Source organism: Vibrio variabilis (genome assembly GCF_003263785.1).
GTDB classification, from domain to species: Bacteria; Pseudomonadota; Gammaproteobacteria; order Enterobacterales; family Vibrionaceae; genus Vibrio; species Vibrio variabilis.
This window is the reverse complement of sequence record NZ_JYJK01000003.1, coordinates 27,106-49,089: the sequence shown is the minus strand read 5'-3', so window position 1 is coordinate 49,089 and position 21,984 is coordinate 27,106. Positions and strand designations below refer to the sequence as shown.

The window sequence follows — 21,984 nt, the reverse complement described above, 5'->3', positions numbered from 1 at the left end:
TTGATTATCCACAAAAGCAAACCCAAGTAATGAACGAGGGCTGGGCAACATTCTGGCACTACACCATTTTGAATCATCTCTACGATGAAGGTTTAGTGTCGGACAAGTTCATCCTTGAGTTTCTGCATAGTCACACCAGCGTTGTCGCGCAGCCTGCATACAACAGCCCATACTTTAGCGGTATCAACCTTATGCGCTTGGCTTTGCCATGTTCCAGGACATTAAACGCATATGTGAAGATCCAACAGACGAAGACAAAGAGTGGTTCCCTGATCTCGCGGGAAGCGACTGGTTAGAGGCGGTGCATTTTGCTATGCACAACTTCAAAGATGAGAGTTTTATAAGCCAGTATCTCTCACCTCGTTTGATGCGTGAGTTCAAGTTCTTCTCGATACTCGATGATGATCGTAAAAACTTCGTTGAAGTGTCCGCGATTCATGACGAAATGGGCTACCGACAGATTCGAGAAAAACTCGCTGCACAATACAACTTAAGCAACTTAGAGCCGAACATCCAAGTTTACAATGTGGATGTTCGAGGCGACCGTTCTCTCACTTTACAGCACGTTCCACACAATCGCATTCCTCTTGATAAGGGGCACGAAGAGGTGTTGAAGCATTTATACCGCTTGTGGGGCTTCGACGTGATTTTGGAAGAAGTGAAAGATTCAGGCCGACGAGAAATACTGGGGACATGCCCTAAACGGGAGCCATATAACGCCAGTATTTAACGAATCAGGTAACCCCTTATTCCCCTTAGGACGTGACCTGAGCCTAAGCGATTACTGCTTTGCAGTAATCCGCTTAATTTTTTCGGCCTGACTTTTAGTATAAGCGATATGGGAGTATACGTGATATAAAGGCGAAGGTAACAACTAGGTTCACTCATTTACGATTAGTATGAAGAAAATATTTTTGTCTGTGACAGCGCTGCTTGCTGCTCTGATCGCCCTACTCGCTTGGGTTTTCATTCCCAATCATGAACGTCTTGGCTCTCAAACCAATATCGTTACACTCAATGATGAGTTTACGGTTCAGGCCTATCGTGTGCTCTCTACCGATCCTGACGCCAACAGTAAGTTCGCCTACTTTATTGTCGCCGGAGAACACCCTTTAGATGAGAAAGCACCGTTCTTGGTCACGTCAGATCAGTTTGCTAAGATCACGGTCACTGGCGATCAAACCGTACAGATATCACTGCGTGGTCGTATTCATCAGTTTCATAACGATGTTTGGGCAGATAAAGGGAACGGACAGCTTGCGCGCTGGTTTATCAGCTTAGAAGCCAATTACACGCGATAGCTGCACTAAACAGAAAAACGACAGAACACAAACAAAAACAGCGACGTCATCGTCGCTGTTTTTCATTCTCGCTTTCATTGAGCTGCCAAGATAACCTTGGTTAAACAATCACCTTGATTAAACAATCGGGCGTTGACCTCGGTTGATCAGCTTCATCAGTACGTTATCCGCCGCATCACCCGCGACACCAGACAGCTTATCGGTCAGCTTTTTCTTTTGTACATAAGAAATCGCCAATACGGTTTTGTCTTTGCACGCTTCGATAACGATGTCATCAGAGGCTTTGATCTCATCAACCAGACCAAGTTCTTTCGCTTGAGTACCGAACCAGTGTTCGCCTGTCGCTACTTTATCAAGATCAAGTTCAGGTCTGTGTTCACGAATAAAGTCTTTGAACAGACCGTGAGTCTCTTCCAGCTCTTGCTTAAACTTATCGCGCGCCTTATCGGTGTTTTCACCAAACATGGTCAGTGTACGTTTGTACTCACCCGCTGTTAGCTGCTCAAATTCAATATCATTCTTTTTCAGAAGCTTATTGAAGTTTGGCAGTTGAGCAATCACACCAATAGAACCCACAACCGCAAACGGAGCTGAGACAATTTTATCGGCGATACAAGCCATCATATAACCGCCACTTGCCGCTACTTTATCTACCGCAATGGTCAGTGGCAGGTTCGCCGCTTTGATGCGATCGAGCTGAGAAGATGCCAAGCCATAGGCATGCACCATACCGCCACCAGACTCAAGGCGTACCAATACTTCGTCACCTTCTTTAGCAACCGCCAAAATAGCGCTCACTTCTTCACGTAGCGAGGCCACTTCTTTGGCATCAATGCTGCCGACAAAGTCCAGTACAAACAGATGCGGTTCGCGTTGGCTTTCTAGCGCGCCGTCTTTGGCGGCTTTCTTCACCTCTTTCTCACGCTGCTTGTCTTTCTCTTTTTGCGCTTTCTTTTCCGCTTTGTTGCGTGCTTTAAGGAACGCGTCATCGTGAAGGTGATGCTCTAGATGCTCAACGGTGTGTTTGCGCTGTTCAGTGAGGTTAGTCACCTCCAGCTCACCTTTCGCGGCGCCTGAGCGCCCACCTACCGACTTAGCAACAATGATTAACGCCACAATCGCGACGACCACTGTCACGATCTTGGCTAAAAATAATCCGTAGTCTAATAAAAATTCCAATGTCTTATCCCCTGTACGACGAATTAGTGTATTGTAACTAACTTGTCACGATTACCAACAAGAATTATACCCAAGGAAGTGTCACGTGGAATATTCAACCGCTCCTAACGCTTTGCAAGGCAAAGTGATTTTGGTTACCGGCGCGGGTGCCGGTATTGGTCGCCAGGCCGCATTAAGCTATGCAGAACATGGTGCCACGGTAATTTTGCTAGGCCGTAACGTTAACAACCTAGAGTTGGTTTACGATGAAATCGAGAAGCGTGGTTATCCTCAGCCCGCTATCATCCCGCTCGATTTAAAAGGCGCAACCAAACAAAACTATGTCGACATGGCAGAGACAATTGAAAGCCAATTCGGTCAACTCGATGGCGTTCTGCATAATGCTGGCGTACTTGGCACGCTAAGCCCATTCGACCAAATCGATGAAGAGACGTTTGATGACGTGATGCAAATTAACGTCAAGGCGGAGTTTCTGATGACGCAGGCTTTACTGCCAATCTTGAAAAAAGCAGAGGCGGCTCGCATCGTCTTTACCTCTTCAACCGTTGGTCACTCAGGCCGTGCGTTCTGGGGAACCTATGCAATCTCCAAGTTTGCGGTAGAAGGCATGATGCAAATTCTGGCTGATGAGCTAAGCGATACCGCTGTTCGCGTTAATGCGATCAACCCCGGTGCGACACGTACTCGTATGCGTGAAAAAGCTACCCAGGTGAAGATGCCAACACCCTAAAAACACCGCTGGATATTGTGCCGCTTTATGTGCATCTTATGGATCCAAGCGTAACGGATGTCAACGGTCAGTGTATTGACGCCCAGCCTAAGCGCTAACTCTCAATAACCAAGACCAATAAAAAAGCGGTTTACCTCAAGTTTTTCTAGTAAAAAACATAGGGTGCACCGCTTTTTTTCCGTCATTAAACCTAGCTTAATGCTGGTTTAGAAACTCTACTGCTTTGTCAGGAAAGTCAGTAAACAAACCATCGACTTTCACTTGATGATAGAAAATGTCCATCATGTCATTAAAGTCATTCGCATAGGCCGGAATACGTCCTTTATCGGCTCGAAATGTATAGGGATGCACTTCCAACCCGGCCTTTTTCGCACTCGCCATTAATGGCTTAACAATAATGTTGTCGCGTGTTGATGACGAGTCCACCAACATAGGCTTCCAAGGGCCAATCCCATCAGCAAAAGACGCCACCTTCTCCATGCCACCCGTTTCGAACATCCAGTCATAACTATAGGCTGCTTCACATCGCCTTGATAAACCATAGTTTCGTTCCAATCGGTATAAGCGATAAGCTGCACCAACTTCACATCCATGTTCATCTTCGGAAGTAATTGCTCATTGATACGTTTAAGCTCTAACGCATCAAAGCACTGCAAGTACACCTTGTCGTCGACCGAGTCATAACCGTATTGCTTGAGTACATTGAGCACCGCTATAGAGATATCTTTCCCCTCATGGCGATGAAACCACGGCGCTTTGATCTCAGGATAGATGCCAATGTCGTAGCCCAAGGTTTTGTTGAGCCCTTGAATCAACTCAATTTCCTCTTCAAGCGTTGGCACGGTAAAGTCAGACTTCCACATTGGAAATCGATCCGGGTAACCCGCAACTTTGTTGCCTTGCTCATCAATCTTAAAACCTTCCGTCACTCGTAAGGTTTTGATCTCGGCCAGAGTAAAATCAATGGCGTAATAGCGGCCATCGCTTCTTGCTCTATTCGGAAAACGAGTGGCCACATCGGTGACGCGATCTAGATAGTGATCATGCAATACCACTAAGCGATCATCTTTTGTCATTACGACGTCTTGTTCGATATAGTCCGGTTTCATCGCATAAGCGAGCGCCTTGGCTTCTAACGTATGCTCCGGTAAGTAACCTGACGCACCACGATGGGCGATCACTAAGGGTTTCGCTACAGCGCTCATCGATAAGCAAAGCGCAGCGGCAGAGACAATGAACGTATTGGTTTTCATCAAAACTTCCTTTTTGGTTCTATGACAGCGCCTGTTTTTCTTCCAGTTTTGCTTCTTGTTGCTGTGACTCCTTAAGCTTAGCCTCATGGTGCGCTTTTTCGCCCAATAACGCGTACGTTAAGCAGATGATAGAAACAATGCACGAACCCACTAGCAAGATGAAACCACCGTCCCACCCGAAGTGATCCACGGTATAACCAAGTACGGCATTGGCCGCCACTGCGCCGCCTAGATAACCGAATAGCCCTGTCAGGCCTGCCGCTGTCCCGGCTGCCTTTTTAGGTGCTAGCTCTAGAGCATAAAGACCAATGAGCATCACGGGTCCGTAAATCAAGAATCCAATCGCGACGAGGGCCATCATATCCACGGCTGGATTGCCCGCTGGGTTAAACCAATAAACCATGACGGCAACAGTGACGAGCGCCATGAACAAGATGCCTGCTGGAGCGCGTCGGCCTTTAAATAGCTTATCCGATATCCAACCACACAAAAGTGTTCCTGGGATACCCGCCCACTCATACAGAAAATACGCCCAAGATGATTTATCTACCGAGAAGTCTTTGGCTTCTTTCAAGTAAACCGGAGCCCAGTCGAGCACTCCGTAGCGAATCAAATAGACAAAGGCGTTAGCAATCGCAATCGACCACAGAAGCTTGTTCGAGAACACATATTTGAAGAAGATTTCTTTCGCCGTCATCTCCTTCTCGTGTGAGTTGTCATAGTCATCTGGGTAGTCTTGCTTGTACTCTTCAATAGGCGGCAAACCACATGACTGCGGCGTATCACGCAAAGTAAACCAGATAAAGATAGCAACGAGAGTGGCAAAAAAAGCAGGAACATAAAAAGCGGTGCGCCAATCATCGTTAAACGCCCATAGGCCGAGAATAAACAGCGGACCAATTAATCCACCGCCCACATTGTGCGCCACATTCCATACCGAGACGATTTCACCCCGCTCTTTGCGTGACCACCAATGCACCATAGTGCGCCCGCAAGCAGGCCATCCCATGCCTTGAAACCAACCGTTGAGGAACAACAGAATAAACATGGCGGTAATACTGCCCGTCGCCCAGGGCATGAAGCGAAGCAGAACATCACGATCGCCGACATTAACAAGCCAGCACTCAAAAAGTATCTCGGATTTGAGCGATCGGATACGCTGCCCATCAGGAACTTGGAAAGTCCGTAGCTATCGATACGGCCGCCAGCGCCACACCAAGATCACCCCGGCTGTAACCCTGGTCGATCAAGTATGGCATGGCCAAACTAAAGTTTTTACGGACTAGGTAGTAACCGGCGTAACCAACGAATATGCCGATAAACAACTGCCATCTTAAACGTGAATAGGTGCGGTCGACTTGGTCGCCCGCCAAACGTTCAATATGTACCTTGGGCTTAAATATTCCGAACATAGCTACCTCATTATTGAGCGATATAACAACAACGCTCGAACGAACAAATTAATGCTCGTTCGAAATTTATCGCGAGTGTATGGGAAGCGAAAAAGAATATCTGTGACCCAAGCCGCAGCAAGTAAATACTCAACTAAAACCATATAAGTAAGGTTAAGTATTTGGATCGCCGTTCAATTTTCACTAGTTTTAGTTACTATCCAATTCAACGGCGGACTTAGATCGCTATGAGCGAGTGAAATGATGCTGTGCTAAAAACTCAGCAGCGACAGCAGAGCCGTGTTCGTAGTCTTCTAATATTTGGTCTTTTTGGCTCAACAAGCCCTTCGAAGAGAGCTCGTGTCTTGGTTGAATGTGCCAGAGATTGACATCTTCCGGTGGGGATAATAAAAACTGCTCAACTTCTGCGTGGTTGGCATAGTGTGAGACCAACATATCAAGATGACTGGTGCTGCTGCGACTAAACGGGGTGCGCTTGTTCTGAATATCAATGAGCTGAGCCAGTTTTTCGTTATCTTGGATCCACTGCTTTAAGTTCAGTTTGTCCCCTGCCATCAATTGATACTGCTCTCGGTAAGACGCCAAGCGAGACTCAGTCAGACGCTGATAATCGGCCTTCATATTGGCGACTTTTTCCGAGAACTGCTTTTGAAACTCAGTCAGCTTCTCCTTGGTACCAGACACTTTAAGATGGCGAATATGGGTCTCAAGACCGGCTTCCAGCTCTTTCTTCCACTTTTCCAGTGATTCTCGCACCGGTGACATGACGGTGACGGGCTTTTTGGGCTCTGGGATGGTGCTGATCACGACCATATTATTGATGCCACGACGATAGGACTCCTCTACTGGAATCGTCGCCGATACCCACCATCAACCCACTTCTTACCGTCAAACTCAATATCATGGTAATAGAGCATTGGGATCGCACAGGTTGCTCGCAGTACATCAAACCAATTATCCGCAAAGATCGGATAGTAGTAATCTTTAAGCTCTTCCACATCGGTAATACAAGCAAGGGCGACACGATCATCACCAAGGTTTTGCTTTCCTCTTTCCAGATCGAGCGGAAATTCACCACTATTGACGAACTCAAACGCCCAATCCAGATCCATTGGCTGCTGCTTTTGTAAGAACTTATTCATATCGAAAAAGCGCTCACGGGTGGTGTAGTTGAGAATAAAATCCAGCCCGATCCCACGCTGTTTCGCAACAAACGAAGAGACATTCAACGCCCCAGCTGAGGTGCCAATGTAGAGCGAGAATGGATCGAAATCGGCGTCGATAAACTTATCTAGCACGCCAGAAGCAAATGCCCCTTTTTGCCCGCCACCTTGTACTATCAGCGAGTATTTTTGTTGTTGATTGAACACGCCAGCTTTCTCCACATTCTGCTTCATCACGTCCTGCTTCTCCACGTCCTAGTTCTCCGCTCTATTCAGCTATAAACGGTCGTCATAGGTTGAGATTAAAATATTTGCTCTACTGTTTACACTATTTTTTTGTTGGCTCTTATCTCTTATTTGTCACTAACCTTTTGTTTCTGCTCGCTCTGTAATCAAACAGCGTCATTGTGTCTTCATCAAGGCTTGCGGCGGCGATGAATTCTTATATACTGTATATACATACAGGTATTTTATTATGCATGAATTGATTAGTGATTTACAACGCAAGCAACTGATTTGGAAAGGAAACCGAGTCGACTCTCCCGGCGAGTATCAAGCGACCGGTTTTCCCGAACTCGACCAACGCCTTGGTGGGGGCTTTCCGACTTCTGGCGTTATTGATATTCAATCACAGCAAGGTATTGGCGAGCTTAGATTATTGATGCCTTATGTACAGAAACACGCGGCACAACGACTGTTCGTACTGATTAATCCTCCGGGCTATTTGTGTGCCGAGTATCTCTATGCTCAGGGCATCGCTCCGTCGCAAGTACTTTTGATCTATCCAAACTCTCCTCAACACGCGCTTTGGGCTGCAGAGCAATGCTTAAAAAGTGGCGCATGTTGCGGCGTCTGTCTATGGCATAGCGGGATTGAGATCCATCAAGCGAAGCGCCTTCAAGTGGCAAGTGACATTGGTCACTGTCTACAGTTTCTGTTTAAACCTGAACTCAACCAAGGTGATTCACAGGTCTTTTCTTTGCCTGTCTCGCTCAGTCTGACTCTAGCCCCACACGATATGGGGCTGTCGGTTTCCATTACCAAGCGTAAAGGTGGTTTTGTACGCGACCAGTTCGTGATTAATATGCACGACCGCTGGCCAGAGCTTACTCGCACTCACCAAACTAGCCCTTCAACCGTGGTTGCATTTCCAATGCGCCAGCAAGGATAGTCGATGTTGTTGTGGTTATACCTACATTTTCCGACCTTGCAGCTCGATACTTTGTTCGCATCATTTAAGCAGGCGCAACCTAACGCGGCGGATAAACTACAAGAAGTACTCGCTGTCGCTATTGTCGATGGTCGTCGGCATACCGTTGTACAAGCCAATACACACGCATTAGAGCAAGGCGTGACATTAGGCATGGGACTTGGCAGCGCTGCGGCGCTTTGCCAAGACCTACAAGTGCACCCTTATGACAGCGATGTTGAAGCGCGCCGCCTGCAAGACATTGCGCAGTGGCTCTATATGATCACCTCGGATATCTGCCTGTGCCCTCCCAATGGTCTGCTGCTTAAAGTCACCAATATGCTGTCACTTTACGACGGCATCGAAAACTATTGGCACGCTTTACAGACGCACCTCGCGCATTTAGAGGTACAGACGCACTACTCAACCGGCGTATCGCCCTATGCGGCGATGCTCATGGCAAAACAGGGGCGTAACTGGATAGAGTCCAACCGAGACAAGCTCAATGAGGCACTCGCACGCTATCCACTAACCTGCTCTGAACTGCCAACCAAGCAGGTCGAAAAATTACAGCGCGTAGGGATCCAAACGATTCAAGATCTACTCGGGCTGCCACTCCCTGATATTGCCAAGCGCTTTGATATCGACTTAGTCAATTATACCGGCAGGCTTACTGGGCAATTTAAACACCCGGTTGATTTCTATCATCCACCAGAACATTTTCGCCAGTACTTAGAACTGCTGTTTGATATCGAGAACGTCGACTGGCTGCAGAAGCCTTTAACGCGCTTATTCCGACAATTAGAAGTATTTCTTAAGCTAAGGGACAAGGTCGCATTTGAACTGTCACTGACGCTGCATCAACGTGATCACGGTGATAAATCGGTGAGCTTTCACTCGGCGCAAGGAGATTATCTGGCTGAGAAATGGCAAGCCTTATCCGCCCTCACTTTGGAAAGCATTCAACTAGACGGCGCGGTGAGCGGTTTGACTCTGAGCATAGTACGCGCTGATGAAGTGCAGGTGCATGAACACGATCTGTTTAGCGGAGTAAAAGGTCGTCAAACAGCGCTGGAGCTTATCTCCACACTGCAAGCAAAGCTTGGGCAACATAGTGTCACCTCATTAACGCTCACCGATGATCCAAGACCGGAATACGCCACCCAACCCAGCGCCCCGACCGCGACGGAATCACCTAAGGTAAACGCTCACTTACCGATTAAGCTGCGTCCAAGCCTGATGTTTAACTCGCCAATGCCACTGGAACAAAAAGTCAGTGTGGTCGTTGGACCCGAGCGTATTGTCAGCGGCTGGTGGGATGGCAACCCAGTAAAGCGTGATTACTATGTGGCACGCAGCGAACAAGGCCAATGGCTTTGGGTGTTTCGCACCGAAGACAAGCAGTGGTTTATCCACGGGCAATTTAGTTAATCCTTAATTCGTCAATCAGTAGACCGTTAACCATGAAGTACGCTGAGCTTTTTTGTCAGAGCAATTTTTCCTTCCTTACCGGCGCCTCCCATGCGGAGGAGTTGGTGCTGCAGGCCGATTTTTTACAATACAGCGCCATCGCGATAACCGATGAATGCTCGGTTGCGGGCGTGGTACGCGCTCACACGGCCATTAAGCAGCACGACTTATCGATTAAGCAGATTGTCGGCAGCATGTTTTGGCTCAATAGTGAGTGCCAATTTCTATTACTGTGCCCTAGTCGTGAGGCGTACGCTGAGCTGTGCCGCATCATTACGAACGCGAGGCGTCGCTGTGAGAAGGGCGAGTATCAACTCTCAGAATGGGACGTGATGTCGCTGCGTCACTGTCTAATCATTTGGCTGCCTTGTGGCGATGAACGCGACCTCAGATGGGGGCGCTGGCTTGAGCAATATCACGCTCATAGGCTTTGGATTGGTGTGCAGCGTCACCTTAATTCTCATGAACATAAATACCTTGCTCATTGTGAATCACTGGCCGTAGAACTGCAGCGCCCTATCACGGCGTGTGGTGGTGTATTGATGCACACCGCGACACGCTTGCCACTGCAGCACACCTTAACCGCTATTAAACTCAACACGTCTATCGATAAAGTATGTGGTCACTTACTGGCAAATACCGAGCGTAGCTTACGCCCTAAGGCCAAGCTGACTAAGCTGTATCGTGAAGAGTGGCTAGAAGAAAGTATCTACATTGCCAGCCTATGTAAGTTCAAGTTAAAAGAGCTCCAATATGAGTACCCTAGCGAGCTGATCCCCAATGGCAAAACACCTATGAGCTATTTAAGGGAGTTGGTCGAACACGGTAAACGACTGCGCTTTCCTGAAGGGGTGCCTACGGAAGTTGAGCAAACGATCGAGAAAGAGTTATTTCTTATTGAAGATCTTAAGTACCCATTCTATTTTTTGACTATTCATGACATCGTCATGTTCGCTAAACGGCAAGGGATCCTTTATCAAGGTCGTGGCTCTGCAGCTAACTCCGTGGTCTGTTATTGCCTCGAAATTACCTCCGTCGACCCAAGACAGATCTCGGTACTGTTCGAGCGTTTTATCAGTAAAGAACGTAATGAACCACCTGATATTGATGTCGACTTTGAGCACGAACGCCGTGAAGAGGTTATTCAATACATCTATCAAAAATATGGCCGTGAGCGCGCCGCGCTAGCGGCTACGGTGATCTCTTACCGGTTTAAAAGTGCGGTACGCGATGTGGGTAAAGCGTTAGGCGTTAGTGAGACTCAGCTTGATTACTTTATTAAAAACATCAATCGCCGCGACCGTTCACAAGGGTGGCAAGCGCAATTGGTCGAACTAGGACTAAAACCTGACTCTCTCAAAGGGCAGCAATTTATTGAGCTCGTCAACGACATCACCGGCTTCCCTAGACACCTATCTCAACATGTCGGTGGCTTTGTGATTGCCTCTGGCCCTTTGTATGAGCTCGTGCCGGTAGAGAACGCCGCGATGGCTGAGCGTACCGTCATTCAGTGGGATAAAGATGACCTAGAGAGCTTAGGGCTCCTTAAAGTCGATGTGCTCGCTTTAGGTATGCTTACCGCCATTCGTAAATGCTTCCAATTGGTTGAGAAGCATTACGGCCGCAAGCTGAGCATCGCTGATATTACCAGACTTCAAGACGACCCCAATGTCTATGGCATGCTGCAACGTGCCGATACTGTTGGGGTGTTTCAGATTGAATCCCGCGCGCAGATGAGTATGTTGCCACGCCTAAAGCCAGCAACCTATTACGATCTCGTGATTCAAATTGCCATCGTTAGGCCAGGCCCCATTCAGGGCGATATGGTGCATCCGTTTCTGAAACGTCGTAATGGAGAAGAGCCCGTTTCTTATCCCTCTGAGGAAGTCAAAGCCGTACTCTCACGCACATTAGGTGTGCCCATTTTCCAAGAGCAAGTGATCAAATTGGCAATGGTCGCAGCAGGGTTTACCGGTGGTGAGGCTGATAAACTGCGCCGCGCGATGGCCGCTTGGAAGAAGAATGGCAACTTGGCCAAGTTTCGCCACAAGTTGATCGACGGCATGCAGCAAAACGGCTATCAAATCGACTTTGCCGAGCGGTTGTTTGACCAGATCTGTGGTTTTGGTGAATATGGCTTTCCAGAAAGTCACTCTGCGTCATTTGCGGTGCTGGCCTATTGCAGCGCTTGGCTGAAGTATTACTATCCTGAGGCCTTTTACACCTCTCTGCTGAATAGCCTTCCTATGGGCTTCTATAGCGCTTCACAATTGATTCAAGATGCTAAGCGACATCAGGTCGATATCGCGCCAGTCTGTGTCAATCGCTCGACGTATCATCACTATCTAAGACAGACTGCCAAAGGGCTGACACTGCAGCTGGGATTTAGGCAGATCAATGGATTAAGTGAGCAGAGCATTCAAAAACTTCTGCAGCATAGGCCACCAGAGGGTTTTCGAACTCCAACGCAGATCAAGCAACTCGGACTCAATCGGCGTGAGCTGGAAACTCTGGCCTCAGCCAATGCACTCCAATGTATCTCGGGAGATCGCTACGCCACACGCTGGGCAATGATGGACAGCTTAGATGACTTACCCCTATTCCAGCACAGTGCTCAATCGGCAATTGCGGATCCTTTACCTTACAAGCCTTCAGCCATTGAAGATATGCTTGAAGATTTTTCATCGATGAATGTATCACTGAACAAACACCCTATCACCCTGCTCGATGAAGCAGGCAGGCTTGGCCGCTTCACCCGAATGACAGAACTAGTCAACAAAGACCATCAAACTCTGGTCACGGTAGTGGGGATGGTCACAGGTAAGCAATCACCGGGTACAGCAGCTGGCATCACCTTCTTCACGTTAGAAGACGACACTGGGAACATTAACGTCGTAGTATGGCAAGCCACCGCTAGGGCACAAAAGCAGGCCTATCTCACCTCAAAGATCCTCAAGGTGAAAGGCATATTAGAGCGTGAAGGCGAGGTCACGCATGTCATTGCGGGTCGACTTATTGACATGACAGAGCAGTTAAGTGAGCTAAAAGTACAGTCTCGTGAATTTCACTAGTCCAGCGCTTTTTACAGAAAGCAAAAATACAAAAGCGGGAACCGACGTTCCCGCTTTTTTTAAATCGCATGGACTAAACATCCACTTTTACTGCCGCTTCCGTACGTCTTTTCTTCCATTCCCTGTAGATGAGTAAACTCAAAGTCATTACGACCTTAGAAGTTAACCAAATCATTCTGATGGAACAACCTTTAGCTGGTAGTAAATTATATTGCGCGTATCTAAGAGTAGACCCCATTAGATATCATGTAATTATAGACCAAACCTTACCGTATGTCGTACATTAATTTACAACGCGAAATTATAGGTCGCGACGAATACGCTGCTGAACCACATCCACCAGCAAATCCGGTTGGAATTTAGAAATGAAACGATCGCAGCCTACTTTCTCCACCATCGCATCATTGAAGCTACCACTGAGTGACGTATTTAAGGTGATAAACAGATCTTTCATGCGTGGATCGCTTCTCACTTCATGCGTGAGTTTGTAGCCATCCATTTCTGGCATTTCGGCGTCGGTGATCATCATCAGAAGTTCACTACACACATCAATACCTTCATCACTCCACTGCTTAAGTAACTTCAGTGCCATAGCACCATCAAAACACTCGATAATTTCCACACCAAGCTGAGCCAGCGTCGCTTTGACCTGATGACGAGCCGTGGATGAGTCATCAACAATCAAGATTTTCTTACCCGCCAAATGGGGTAATAGAGCACGATCTAAGGTTTCTTCGGAAATGGCAATATCGTAGTCGATGATCTCAGCCAACACTTTTTCAACATCAATGATTTCGACCAGACTTACACTATCCGCTTCTTCAACTTTAGTGATCGCGGTGAGGTAATTAGAACGTCCGACGGTGCGCGGTGGCGGTTGGATCTCAGTCCAAGCGGTATTAACGATATTCTTCACTTCACCGACGAGGAAGCCCTGAACAGTGCGGTTATATTCGGTGATAATAAGGTTTTGTACAGCCTCTTCCTGTAAAGTAGGAAAACCAATCGCACGACGCAAATCAATGACCGGCAGGGATTCACCACGTAGGGAGGCAACACCACGGATGCTGGGATGTGAGCCAGGAAGCTGAGTTAAAGGAGGCAACTTAAGCACCTCTTTAACCTTAAAAACATTGATAGCAAAAGTCTGGCGACTGTTCAGCGTGAACATCAACAGCTCAAGTCTATTCTCACCCACTAACTGGGTACGCTGGTCAACAGAACTCAATACACTCGACATGAGGCTTCCTTGGCAAAAACGATAACAATTTCTTATCTCATGATATCGGCAGGAAGCACAAGAAGTTTACTGTCTGAACAAACAAAAATATGACCGTCAGCAAAGAGTGTGAAAAGCCTTACCCTTCAATAACTTTCATTAGCAACAGGCCATCGTACAGTGCTTGTTTCACCAAAGCCGCTCCTGGCATCGTCGCTTGCTTATAAAAACGTGACTCGACCAATTGCAGGTCTTCGGTATAAACCGGCAAACTTTGATTGGCGATGCAGCTCTCAATGGCAGGATAGAGAATGTCTTTTGCCTGGTTGATGACGCCACCAATCAGCACCTTCTCTGGGTTGAACAGGTTAATCACAATCGCAATCGCACTGCTAGGTGCTCGCCAAGCTTTTCAATCACATTGATGGCAAGAGCATCACCTTTTACTGCCGCTTCGCAAATCGCTTCTACCGATATTTCTTCACATTCGGATAATATCGATGCTTCACCTTTTGCCAGTCGCTGAGTCACTTCGTCGCGGATTGCCTGAGAACTCGCGACCGTCTCAAGACACCCAGTATTGCCACAATGACAATCCTTGCCTTGGCGATTGATCTGGATATGGCCTAACTCGCCAATGTTACCGTGACGCCCTTGCAAGACACGACCATCTAGGATAATACCTGCACCAAGACCATGGTGAATGGAAATCAGCACTGAGTTATCACAGTCCTGAGAATGACCAAATAAGTTCTCAGCCAGCGCCCAAGCTCGGGTGTCATTTGCCACAAAGACGGGCAATCCAGTGACTTTGAATATCTCTTCGGCAACGTTAAGGTTCTTAACGTTGTAATGCGGCATCTGCAGAACGATACCCTTGTCAGAGTTCACTAAGCCCGGAAGCGTAAGTGCGATACTGGTGACACGATCGAGCTGCTCGCTGTAGCTTTCGAAAAAGTCTTCTATCTCATACAGCAGACGAGCAAGCACGTCTTCTTGATCCACTTCATGAATTTCTATTTTGGTATCAATAAGAACATCGCCGCCAAGCTCGTGCAGCGCGATAGATAGGTAACCACGGCCTAGACGCATAGAGAGGAATTGCCAACCTTGATTGTTGGTCTGTAAACCAACCGCAGGGCGGCCTCGGCTGGTTGCTTCTTGAACCGCCGTCTCATGAATTAGATGTGCTTGAATGAGTTCTCGCGTAATTTTTGTGATACTCGCAGGGGCTAAATCACTTAATTTAGATAGGTCGATACGCGAAATAGGCCCAAATTGGTCTATCAGTTTATACACACGACCAGCATTGATCTGCTTGATATGATCAATGTGCCCGGGTTGAGCCATGTACATTTTGAACTCCAAAAAACAACAACCTGTTAATTTTTTTACTTTGCGAAGTAATTGTGAAGCAGTTTATAAGATTGCCGTGACAAATATCACGCATATCGATGGAACTTTGGGGCACGTATCAAGTTACACTCACAGGGGTCGTCACAGTTTGCGGTATAACTGCTCAATTGTTAACCAAATGTTTTTAATGGCTTGTTGCGTTAGATGGCACTTATTTAGCACCAATTAATAACTTACGAATTTGTCAATACCCAAATGGGTTAGCTGGCTTGGTGTGGTTGCCAAAGATCATTATTGCTACTGGTCAGTGCTTTGTGTTGCTTTGCAAAATTATAGTTTTCTACAAAACGGAAACCGGCGTCTAAACCGACTTGATAGTCATGCAGTATGTCATCAACATCACTAAGAAGCGAGGACGTTTTTAATGGTTGATCAGGCGCTATTTGCCAGATAAAGCAATCATCAGGAGGGTTTTTTATAAATTCACTGGTTAACGAATACGTCTGGTAGTGCACCATCAGCATGTCCGCAAGACCTGAATCAAAGCGTTCACCAAACCAGTGGCTAAGACGATAGATATCTCCGGATCCAAATAGCCAACGGCCGCCATTAAGAAGTTTAAGTTGTTCTGCGTGCTTGAGTGAGCTGGCTTTTACCTTACGACTTTCAAAAAACGCTCCCCAATCACCTGACCATTGATCGACTTTATCCTGCCATTGAAGTTGCAGGTTATTCAACGAACCTCTAAACCAAGTGGGCGATTCTATGGCAACAGGTTCGTCCTCAACAAGCTTTGGCTCTTCAGTAACATACTGCTCAGTTCGAATAACGATAATACTGCGGCACTCTTGTCGCCATGCTTCTTGAACAGGAATGGAAGCCGAAACGCCCCCATCAATAAACTCATTTCCTTGGTGAGCGACGGTGCCTTCAAACAAAGTAGGAATGGCGCTGGTGGCCATCAAAACTTGGTACCAATCCTCTTGAAGCATGGGCAGATAGTGATCTTTTAACGTATTCACGTCGGTGGTCGCCGCAAAAGCGCGCCGATGCCCCACGACTCGTCGCCCCATATCGATATCGAGTTTGTATGGATAATCACAAATCTTATCCAGTGCCCATTTCAGGTTGAGGTATTGCTTACGACGCATAAAGCGAAAATAAATGAAAAAACTCAGGGGCTGTTGTTAAGTCGAGGATGAATGACTTACCAAGTTCGGCTTGACGGGAAAGGAATGCGCAGATGTTTAACGCCCCTGCTGACGTGCCGTAAAACTCATCAAAAGGGTCGAAATTAGACAACAAAAAGGCGTCGAGCACACCTGAGGTGAAGATGCCACGTTGACCTCCACCTTGTGCCACTAACGCCGTTTTCCCGTCTACATATTTACCAAATTGTTGATAGTCGATGACGGTGCGGGCATTGGTTACTAAGCCTGCGTTCGCCATATCGTTGTCTAAACTGACAAGATAGCGATAGCACCAAAAGCAATAATCGTACTAAACGCAATAGTTGTGATGGTGAGTGCTAACTTTAGATCGTACTCCATAACCTCTCCTTTTGTAACATTTCAGTTACCATTGTGACACATATTTACAATCTTAAAATAACCATCTAAAAATTATGGCGTTAGGGTCACACTATGATTAAAACTAGTAGAAGAAATGTGATTTGAAAAACAGATATTCTGTTTAGGAGCAAGAAAATGCATTCATACCGAGTTGCACTAACGACGAAAGCGATGATGTTTACCGCAGCGATATTTAGCATCAACAGCAACGCCAGCGTTATGGTGACGCCTTTTATTGGCTACTCGTTGGGAGGCGCGGCAGAAACCGCCGATGGCACCAGCTATGACATTTCCCCTTCAGCGAACTTAGCATTAGCTGTCGAGTTCCCATTTCGAAATGGCAGAATGGGCGCTTTCTATTCAAGGCAAGACTCATCACTTGATACGCTCAATCTTGATACCACTATCCAATATCTGCAATTTCAAAGCAGTGCCGAATATCAGGTCGGAGAAAATACTCAAGCTTATATAGGTGCCGGATTAGGCGCCTCTCACACCTCTGGGCAATGGACAAAATCACATACAGGTTTTGCAGCAAGCATCTTTGGTGGTGTTGAATATTACCTAACCAAGAACCTAGCCATAAATGGGCAGCTTCGCTGGCAAGGCACGGTAGTCAGTAATGACTCCGTGTCTATTTGTAACCTGCCGACTGATGATCAGAGCTGTTTTATCGCGTTTAAAACCAGTTGGATGAATCAAGTGCAGACGAACCTTGGTTTAAATGTCAAATTTTGACGAACCTGCAATCGAGATAACGCACATTTACAGCACAATTGCGTAACATATTAAAAACAAAGTACTATTTACTAAAATTAGACCTTTGCACCAGGTTTTATATTAACTGCCGTAGCCTGTCGCTGTTCGCACTCGCCACCACAGGATATATCAATACTAAACCTATATATTGAAGCTTATAACTCTATCCACACCACCTAGTAACCACACAAACTTTATTGCTATTAATAATTTGCACCGTTAATCTACCTCTTAATGAGTAGATATTTATTTCAATATATCCATTCAAAAATAACTATTACCAATAGGAAAGACCAGATTTACCACCAATGTAAAAATATTGCTTCAACATAATAATTTAATTCAACATTATCCTCTGGAAGGAATGAAAATTGATGCTAAACACTTTGCTTGGTGAATTATTCTGAATTTGACAGACACAAGATTACAGATGACACAAAGGAATTCACTATGAAACGTGAACAGTGGGGATCCAGAGCTGGATTCATACTTGCGGCAGTAGGATCCGCAATCGGTTTGGGGAACATTTGGCGCTTCCCATATATGGCCTATGAAAATGGTGGGGGTGCGTTTTTTATTCCCTACCTATTTGCCATGATCACCGCAGGTATTCCATTTATGATCCTTGAGTTTAGCATGGGTCAAAAATACCGCGGATCGGCTCCCAAAACCCTCGCAAAAATTCATTCTAAATTTGAATGGTTAGGTTGGTTCCAAGTTGGCGTTGCCGCAACCATTGCCGTCTATTACGTCGCAGTTATTGGCTGGGCCATTTCCTATTTTGGCATGTCATTTACTCAAAGCTGGGGAACAGACACCAACGCTTTCTTCTTTAGCGAATATTTGCAGCTCGGCGACAACTCACCAACGAGCCTGGGTTCTATTCAATGGAAGATTGCCGGTTCGATGGCGATAGCTTGGGCAATTACCTATGCCGCTATTGCCGGTGGCGTGAAGTCTGGTATTGAACGTGCAGCAAAAATTATGATGCCAATTCTATTCATCATGGTACTGCTGCTTATCGCTCGTATGGCTTTCCTTCCTGGTGCTCTAAACGGTATTAACTACATGTTTGAGCCCGACTTTACCAAGATTTGGGATGTAAAAGTTTGGGCAGCCGCGTATGGACAGATTTTCTTCACCTTGAGTATCGGTTTTGCCATTATGCTTGCCTACTCTAGCTACCTTCCTGAGAAGTCTGATATTACCAACAACGCTTTTATGACGGTGCTGATTAACTGTGGCTTCTCAATTCTGGCAGGTATCATGATCTTCTCCGTACTCGGTTATATGGCACAAGAACAAGGTAAGCCACTGACGGAAGTGGTTACAGCTGGTGTCGGTCTGGCATTTGTCACTTTGCCGGCTGCAATCAACTTGCTTCCAGCGCCTTACATCTTAGGTCCACTGTTCTTCTTCGCTTGGTGATCGCGGGACTAAGCTCACACATCTCTATTATGGAAGCCGTGACTTCTGCTGTCATTGACAAGCTAAAATGGCGTCGCAACAAGGCTGCGACCATTATCTGTGGTGGTGGGTTTATTATCTCGATGGCGTTTGCTACCAATGGCGGCTTGCTGTTGCTAGACCTTGTCGATCACTTTGCCAACAACGTAGGCATTGTTACCAGTTGCCTAATTGAAATCGTCCTAATGGCATGGCTACTCAAGATCGCCGATGTACGTGACTACGTGAATAAGATCTCTGATTTTACTATCGGCACTTGGTTTGACGTTTGCCTTCGCTTTATCACGCCAGTGATTTTAGCCATCATTGTTGCGACCAAATTTGCCACTCTCATTTCCGAGGGCTACGGTGGCTATGCACAATCTGATCTACTGCTTTTAGGCTGGGGATTAATGGCACTTCTCGCTGTTGTTGGCATTGTCATTAACATCACTAGCAGCAACACAACATCGAAGCAAATTAAAAAGCAAGGAGCGTAGTCATGACCGCAAGTGCAATCTTTATGATGATTTTAGGCCTCGGCATTACTTGGGGCGGCGCGTCCTACTGTATTCGAAAGGCTATGAGTAAACAGTAATGGATAAGCATTAATAGTTAAAAGGCCAGCGATGAATGAATCGCTGGCCTTTTTGATTGGTCTTTAAAGTTGCTACTTATGACGCTCTTTAAGCTTGTTTACCACATCATTCATCGACAAGCCTTGGTCTTGTAACAGCACCATCAAGTGATAGATAAGATCGGCAGATTCACACACTAGCTCATCCTTGTCACCCGACGTTGCCGCAAGCGCGACTTCAACGCCTTCTTCGCCCACTTTTTGCGATATACGCTTGGTGCCGCGGGCATAGAGGCTCGCGGTATAAGAAGATTCCGGATCCGCATCTTTTCGAGCGGCAAGAAGTTGCTCAAGCTGATGAAGCCACACCATTTGCGACTCCTCTTGAGGATCGCCATCAAAACACGTTGTCGTACCGGTGTGGCACGTAGGGCCGATTGGATCGACCTTGACTAGCAAGGTGTCATTATCGCAATCCAAAGAAATGTTCTTTAACTGAAGGACATTTCCTGACGTTTCACCCTTAGTCCAAAGGCGAGATTTGGTGCGTGAAAAGAACGTCACTTGCTCGGTATCCAACGTTTTTTCAAGCGCTGCTGGGTTCATGTAACCCATCATAAGAACTTGGCTAGACTGAAAGTCTTGGACGATCGCTGGAACCATACCGTCTACTTTTTCCCAGTCGATACGCTGTGTTAATGGGCTATTTTCTGCAAGAACGGCTGTTTGGCTCATAATCTGATCTCCACACCTTGTTGTTTCAAATACTGCTTTAGCTCACCAATATTGATGATCTGCTTGTGGAATACCGATGCCGCCAGTGCGCCATCAACGTTAGTTTTTTTGTAGGCTTCTGCAAAATGCTCCATAGCACCCGCACCACCTGATGCGATAAGCGGTACGTTACACACCTCGCGCACCATATTGAGCTGCTCAATATCGTAGCCATTGCGAACGCCATCTTGGTTCATCATATTCAGAACGATTTCACCCGCACCGCGCTTTTGTACTTCCTGAACCCAATCACGAGTTTCCCATTTAGTCGCTTTAGTGCGCGCTTCATCGCCCGTAAACTGGTAAACCTGATACTTGCCCGTTTCTTTATCGAAATATGAGTCGATACCCACAACGATACACTGCACACCAAACTTATCAGCTAAATCGGTAATAAGCTCAGGGTTAGCAAGCGCTGGAGAGTTGATGGACACTTTATCAGCGCCAAACTCAAGAATGCGCGCCGCGTCTTCTGCCGATTTAATACCACCAGCAACACAGAAAGGGATATCAATCACTTCCGCAACACGCGCGACCCAGCTTTTATCAACCACGCGGCCATCGCTAGATGCGGTGATGTCATAAAAAACCAGCTCATCAGCGCCCTCTTCCGCGTAGCGAGCGGCTAACGGTACGATGTCACCAATGATCTCGTGGTTGCGAAACTGAACGCCTTTAACCACTTGTCCGTCACGGACGTCCAAACAAGGAATTATTCGCTTAGCCAGCATTGGAATGCCTCCTCTGCGGTGAACTTACCGTCCAATAGAGCACGGCCAACAATCACACCCGATACGCCAGTGCCTTTCAGCGCTTCAATATCCGCTAGACTGCCAATGCCGCCCGATGATTGGAACTGAACCTGTGGGTATTGCTTACATAGGTCAACGTATAGCTCAACATTGCTGCCCGCTAGCGTGCCATCACGAGAAATATCCGTGCACAATACATGCTTAAGACCCACTGTTAGGTAATCATCAATCAGTGCTTCAATAGTGACGCCAGAGTCTTCTTGCCAACCAGAGATCGCCACTTTTCGAGTACCGTTCTCATCGATATTAATATCCAGCGCAAGCACAATACGCTCAGCACCGTATTTTTCCATCCAGCCCTTAACTAGCTCAGGCTGTTTCACGGCCGTAGAGCCCACCACGACGCGCTGCGCACCCGCTTCAAGCAGGTCGACAACATCTTGTTCACTTCGCACGCCGCCGCCAATTTGAATGTTAGCCGGCGTACCCGCGAGCAATTTCGCGATAAGATCGAGCTGGCGTGCCGTCGTATCTTTAGCACCGGTCAGATCTACAAGGTGCAGCCAGTTTGCACCCGCTTGGTGGTACAAGTTGAACTGCTCAACAGGATCCACTTTGTACTCGGTCACTTGGCCATAGTCGCCTTGGTAAAGACGCACTACTTGTCCTTCAATAAGGTCTAATGCAGGAATAATCACGTTTCAATCCTTTAGCCTCACTGCCTTGTGAGGCGTCATATATCTGTTCTATTTAATGCAAAGC

The 21,984-nt window shown here is 46.8% G+C and carries 14 protein-coding genes and 7 pseudogenes; 9 read left to right on the top strand and 12 right to left on the bottom strand.

The annotated features are described in order from the left end of the window. Together TZ48_RS00655 and TZ48_RS00650 are read left to right on the top strand one after the other, a co-directional pair. Nucleotides 1-730 (top strand): annotated as a pseudogene (locus TZ48_RS00655) (SpoVR family protein); the annotation flags it as partial. 184 nt (nt 731-914) lie between these two features. Continuing rightward, nucleotides 915-1,301 (top strand): hypothetical protein, encoded by a 387-nt coding sequence (locus tag TZ48_RS00650; RefSeq protein WP_239670625.1) that lies wholly within the window; start codon nt 915-917, stop codon nt 1,299-1,301. A gap of 117 nt (nt 1,302-1,418) precedes the next feature. Here the strand turns inward: TZ48_RS00650 and sohB are convergent, their stop codons facing one another. Continuing rightward, nucleotides 1,419-2,480, bottom strand: coding sequence for a protease SohB (gene sohB / locus TZ48_RS00645; RefSeq protein ID WP_112477871.1), 1,062 nt, complete (start codon nt 2,478-2,480; stop codon nt 1,419-1,421). Between the two features lie 85 nt (nt 2,481-2,565). Between sohB and TZ48_RS00640 the strand changes: the two are divergent. Then, nucleotides 2,566-3,308: pseudogene (locus tag TZ48_RS00640) on the top strand (YciK family oxidoreductase). 97 nt (nt 3,309-3,405) lie between these two features. Here TZ48_RS00640 and glpQ read toward each other — a convergent pair. The 4 genes and pseudogenes from glpQ to TZ48_RS24555 all read right to left on the bottom strand — a co-directional run bounded on the left by glpQ (nt 3,406) and on the right by TZ48_RS24555 (nt 7,272). Then, nucleotides 3,406-4,463, bottom strand: a pseudogene (gene glpQ / locus TZ48_RS00635) (glycerophosphodiester phosphodiesterase). A gap of 19 nt (nt 4,464-4,482) precedes the next feature. Further along, nucleotides 4,483-5,875: pseudogene (gene glpT, locus TZ48_RS00630) on the bottom strand (glycerol-3-phosphate transporter). 225 nt (nt 5,876-6,100) lie between these two features. Further along, entirely contained in the window at nt 6,101-6,688 is a 588-nt protein-coding gene (locus TZ48_RS24560) for a DUF6363 domain-containing protein (protein WP_239670624.1), read from the bottom strand. Nucleotides 6,689-6,717: 29 nt separating this feature from the next. Further along, complete coding sequence (locus TZ48_RS24555; protein WP_239670623.1) at nt 6,718-7,272, bottom strand: patatin family protein; 555 nt, start codon at nt 7,270-7,272, stop codon at nt 6,718-6,720. Nucleotides 7,273-7,513: 241 nt separating this feature from the next. Here TZ48_RS24555 and imuA point away from each other — a divergent pair, with 241 nt between their 5' ends. From imuA to TZ48_RS00610, 3 genes are read left to right on the top strand one after another with little or no spacing between them, the layout of a single operon-like run. Next, nucleotides 7,514-8,209: a translesion DNA synthesis-associated protein ImuA gene (gene imuA / locus TZ48_RS00620; protein WP_112477870.1), complete on the top strand. Its 696-nt coding sequence runs from the start codon at nt 7,514-7,516 to the stop codon at nt 8,207-8,209. A gap of 6 nt (nt 8,210-8,215) precedes the next feature. Beyond that, on the top strand, nt 8,216-9,658 hold the full coding sequence (locus TZ48_RS00615; RefSeq protein ID WP_239670626.1) for a Y-family DNA polymerase: 1,443 nt from the start codon (nt 8,216-8,218) through the stop codon (nt 9,656-9,658). Nucleotides 9,659-9,690: 32 nt separating this feature from the next. Further along, entirely contained in the window at nt 9,691-12,768 is a 3,078-nt protein-coding gene (locus TZ48_RS00610) for an error-prone DNA polymerase (RefSeq protein WP_112477868.1), read from the top strand. Between the two features lie 301 nt (nt 12,769-13,069). On the opposite strand, the gene TZ48_RS00605 is transcribed toward TZ48_RS00610, so the two are convergent. The 4 genes and pseudogenes from TZ48_RS00605 to cydH all read right to left on the bottom strand — a co-directional run bounded on the left by TZ48_RS00605 (nt 13,070) and on the right by cydH (nt 16,893). Next, nucleotides 13,070-14,008, bottom strand: coding sequence for a chemotaxis protein CheV (locus TZ48_RS00605; protein ID WP_112477867.1), 939 nt, complete (start codon nt 14,006-14,008; stop codon nt 13,070-13,072). A gap of 118 nt (nt 14,009-14,126) precedes the next feature. Further along, nucleotides 14,127-15,343 (bottom strand): annotated as a pseudogene (gene mlc / locus TZ48_RS00600) (sugar metabolism global transcriptional regulator Mlc). Nucleotides 15,344-15,603: 260 nt separating this feature from the next. Beyond that, nucleotides 15,604-16,792, bottom strand: a pseudogene (locus tag TZ48_RS00595) (patatin-like phospholipase family protein). An 8-nt stretch (nt 16,793-16,800) separates the two neighbouring features. Then, nucleotides 16,801-16,893 carry a cytochrome bd-I oxidase subunit CydH gene (gene cydH / locus TZ48_RS00590; RefSeq protein WP_112460475.1) on the bottom strand — a complete coding sequence of 31 codons (93 nt, stop codon included), beginning with the start codon at nt 16,891-16,893 and terminating at the stop codon, nt 16,801-16,803. Between the two features lie 156 nt (nt 16,894-17,049). Here cydH and TZ48_RS00585 point away from each other — a divergent pair, with 156 nt between their 5' ends. The 3 genes and pseudogenes from TZ48_RS00585 to TZ48_RS00575 all read left to right on the top strand — a co-directional run bounded on the left by TZ48_RS00585 (nt 17,050) and on the right by TZ48_RS00575 (nt 19,717). Next, nucleotides 17,050-17,652, top strand: coding sequence for an outer membrane protein (locus TZ48_RS00585; RefSeq protein WP_239670622.1), 603 nt, complete (start codon nt 17,050-17,052; stop codon nt 17,650-17,652). Nucleotides 17,653-18,123: 471 nt separating this feature from the next. Next, nucleotides 18,124-19,619 (top strand): annotated as a pseudogene (locus tag TZ48_RS00580) (sodium-dependent transporter). A 2-nt stretch (nt 19,620-19,621) separates the two neighbouring features. Continuing rightward, a complete protein-coding gene (locus tag TZ48_RS00575) occupies nt 19,622-19,717 on the top strand; it encodes a MetS family NSS transporter small subunit (RefSeq protein WP_112477866.1) in 96 nt (31 codons plus the stop codon). A 72-nt stretch (nt 19,718-19,789) separates the two neighbouring features. Here TZ48_RS00575 and hisIE read toward each other — a convergent pair whose 3' ends face one another. The 3 genes from hisIE to hisA are packed head-to-tail and all read right to left on the bottom strand — an operon-like array spanning nt 19,790 to nt 21,920. Continuing rightward, the gene (gene hisIE / locus TZ48_RS00570; RefSeq protein ID WP_112477865.1) at nt 19,790-20,431 is read right to left on the bottom strand and encodes a bifunctional phosphoribosyl-AMP cyclohydrolase/phosphoribosyl-ATP diphosphatase HisIE; all 642 of its coding nucleotides are present in this window, start codon (nt 20,429-20,431) and stop codon (nt 19,790-19,792) included. After that, nucleotides 20,428-21,201, bottom strand: a complete 774-nt coding sequence (gene hisF, locus TZ48_RS00565) for an imidazole glycerol phosphate synthase subunit HisF (protein WP_112460471.1) — start codon at nt 21,199-21,201, stop codon at nt 20,428-20,430. The genes hisIE and hisF overlap by 4 nt, the downstream gene beginning before the upstream one ends. After that, nucleotides 21,183-21,920, bottom strand: a complete 738-nt coding sequence (gene hisA, locus TZ48_RS00560) for a 1-(5-phosphoribosyl)-5-[(5-phosphoribosylamino)methylideneamino]imidazole-4-carboxamide isomerase (RefSeq protein ID WP_112460470.1) — start codon at nt 21,918-21,920, stop codon at nt 21,183-21,185. The genes hisF and hisA overlap by 19 nt, the downstream gene beginning before the upstream one ends. Nucleotides 21,921-21,984: the final 64 nt, after the last annotated feature.

Excerpts from the sequence above, each read along its gene's own strand:
- TZ48_RS00610 (WP_112477868.1), top strand. The coding sequence starts at position 9,691 with ATGAAGTACGCTGAGCTTTTTTGTCAGAGCAATTTTTCCTTCCTTACC.
- hisIE (WP_112477865.1), bottom strand. The coding sequence starts at position 20,431 with ATGAGCCAAACAGCCGTTCTTGCAGAAAATAGCCCATTAACACAGCGT.
- TZ48_RS24555 (WP_239670623.1), bottom strand. The coding sequence starts at position 7,272 with ATGAAGCAGAATGTGGAGAAAGCTGGCGTGTTCAATCAACAACAAAAA.
- TZ48_RS00585 (WP_239670622.1), top strand. The coding sequence starts at position 17,050 with ATGCATTCATACCGAGTTGCACTAACGACGAAAGCGATGATGTTTACC.
- imuA (WP_112477870.1), top strand. The coding sequence starts at position 7,514 with ATGCATGAATTGATTAGTGATTTACAACGCAAGCAACTGATTTGGAAA.
- cydH (WP_112460475.1), bottom strand. The coding sequence starts at position 16,893 with ATGGAGTACGATCTAAAGTTAGCACTCACCATCACAACTATTGCGTTT.
- TZ48_RS00605 (WP_112477867.1), bottom strand. The coding sequence starts at position 14,008 with ATGTCGAGTGTATTGAGTTCTGTTGACCAGCGTACCCAGTTAGTGGGT.
- TZ48_RS24560 (WP_239670624.1), bottom strand. The coding sequence starts at position 6,688 with ATGGTCGTGATCAGCACCATCCCAGAGCCCAAAAAGCCCGTCACCGTC.
- TZ48_RS00575 (WP_112477866.1), top strand. The coding sequence starts at position 19,622 with ATGACCGCAAGTGCAATCTTTATGATGATTTTAGGCCTCGGCATTACT.
- hisF (WP_112460471.1), bottom strand. The coding sequence starts at position 21,201 with ATGCTGGCTAAGCGAATAATTCCTTGTTTGGACGTCCGTGACGGACAA.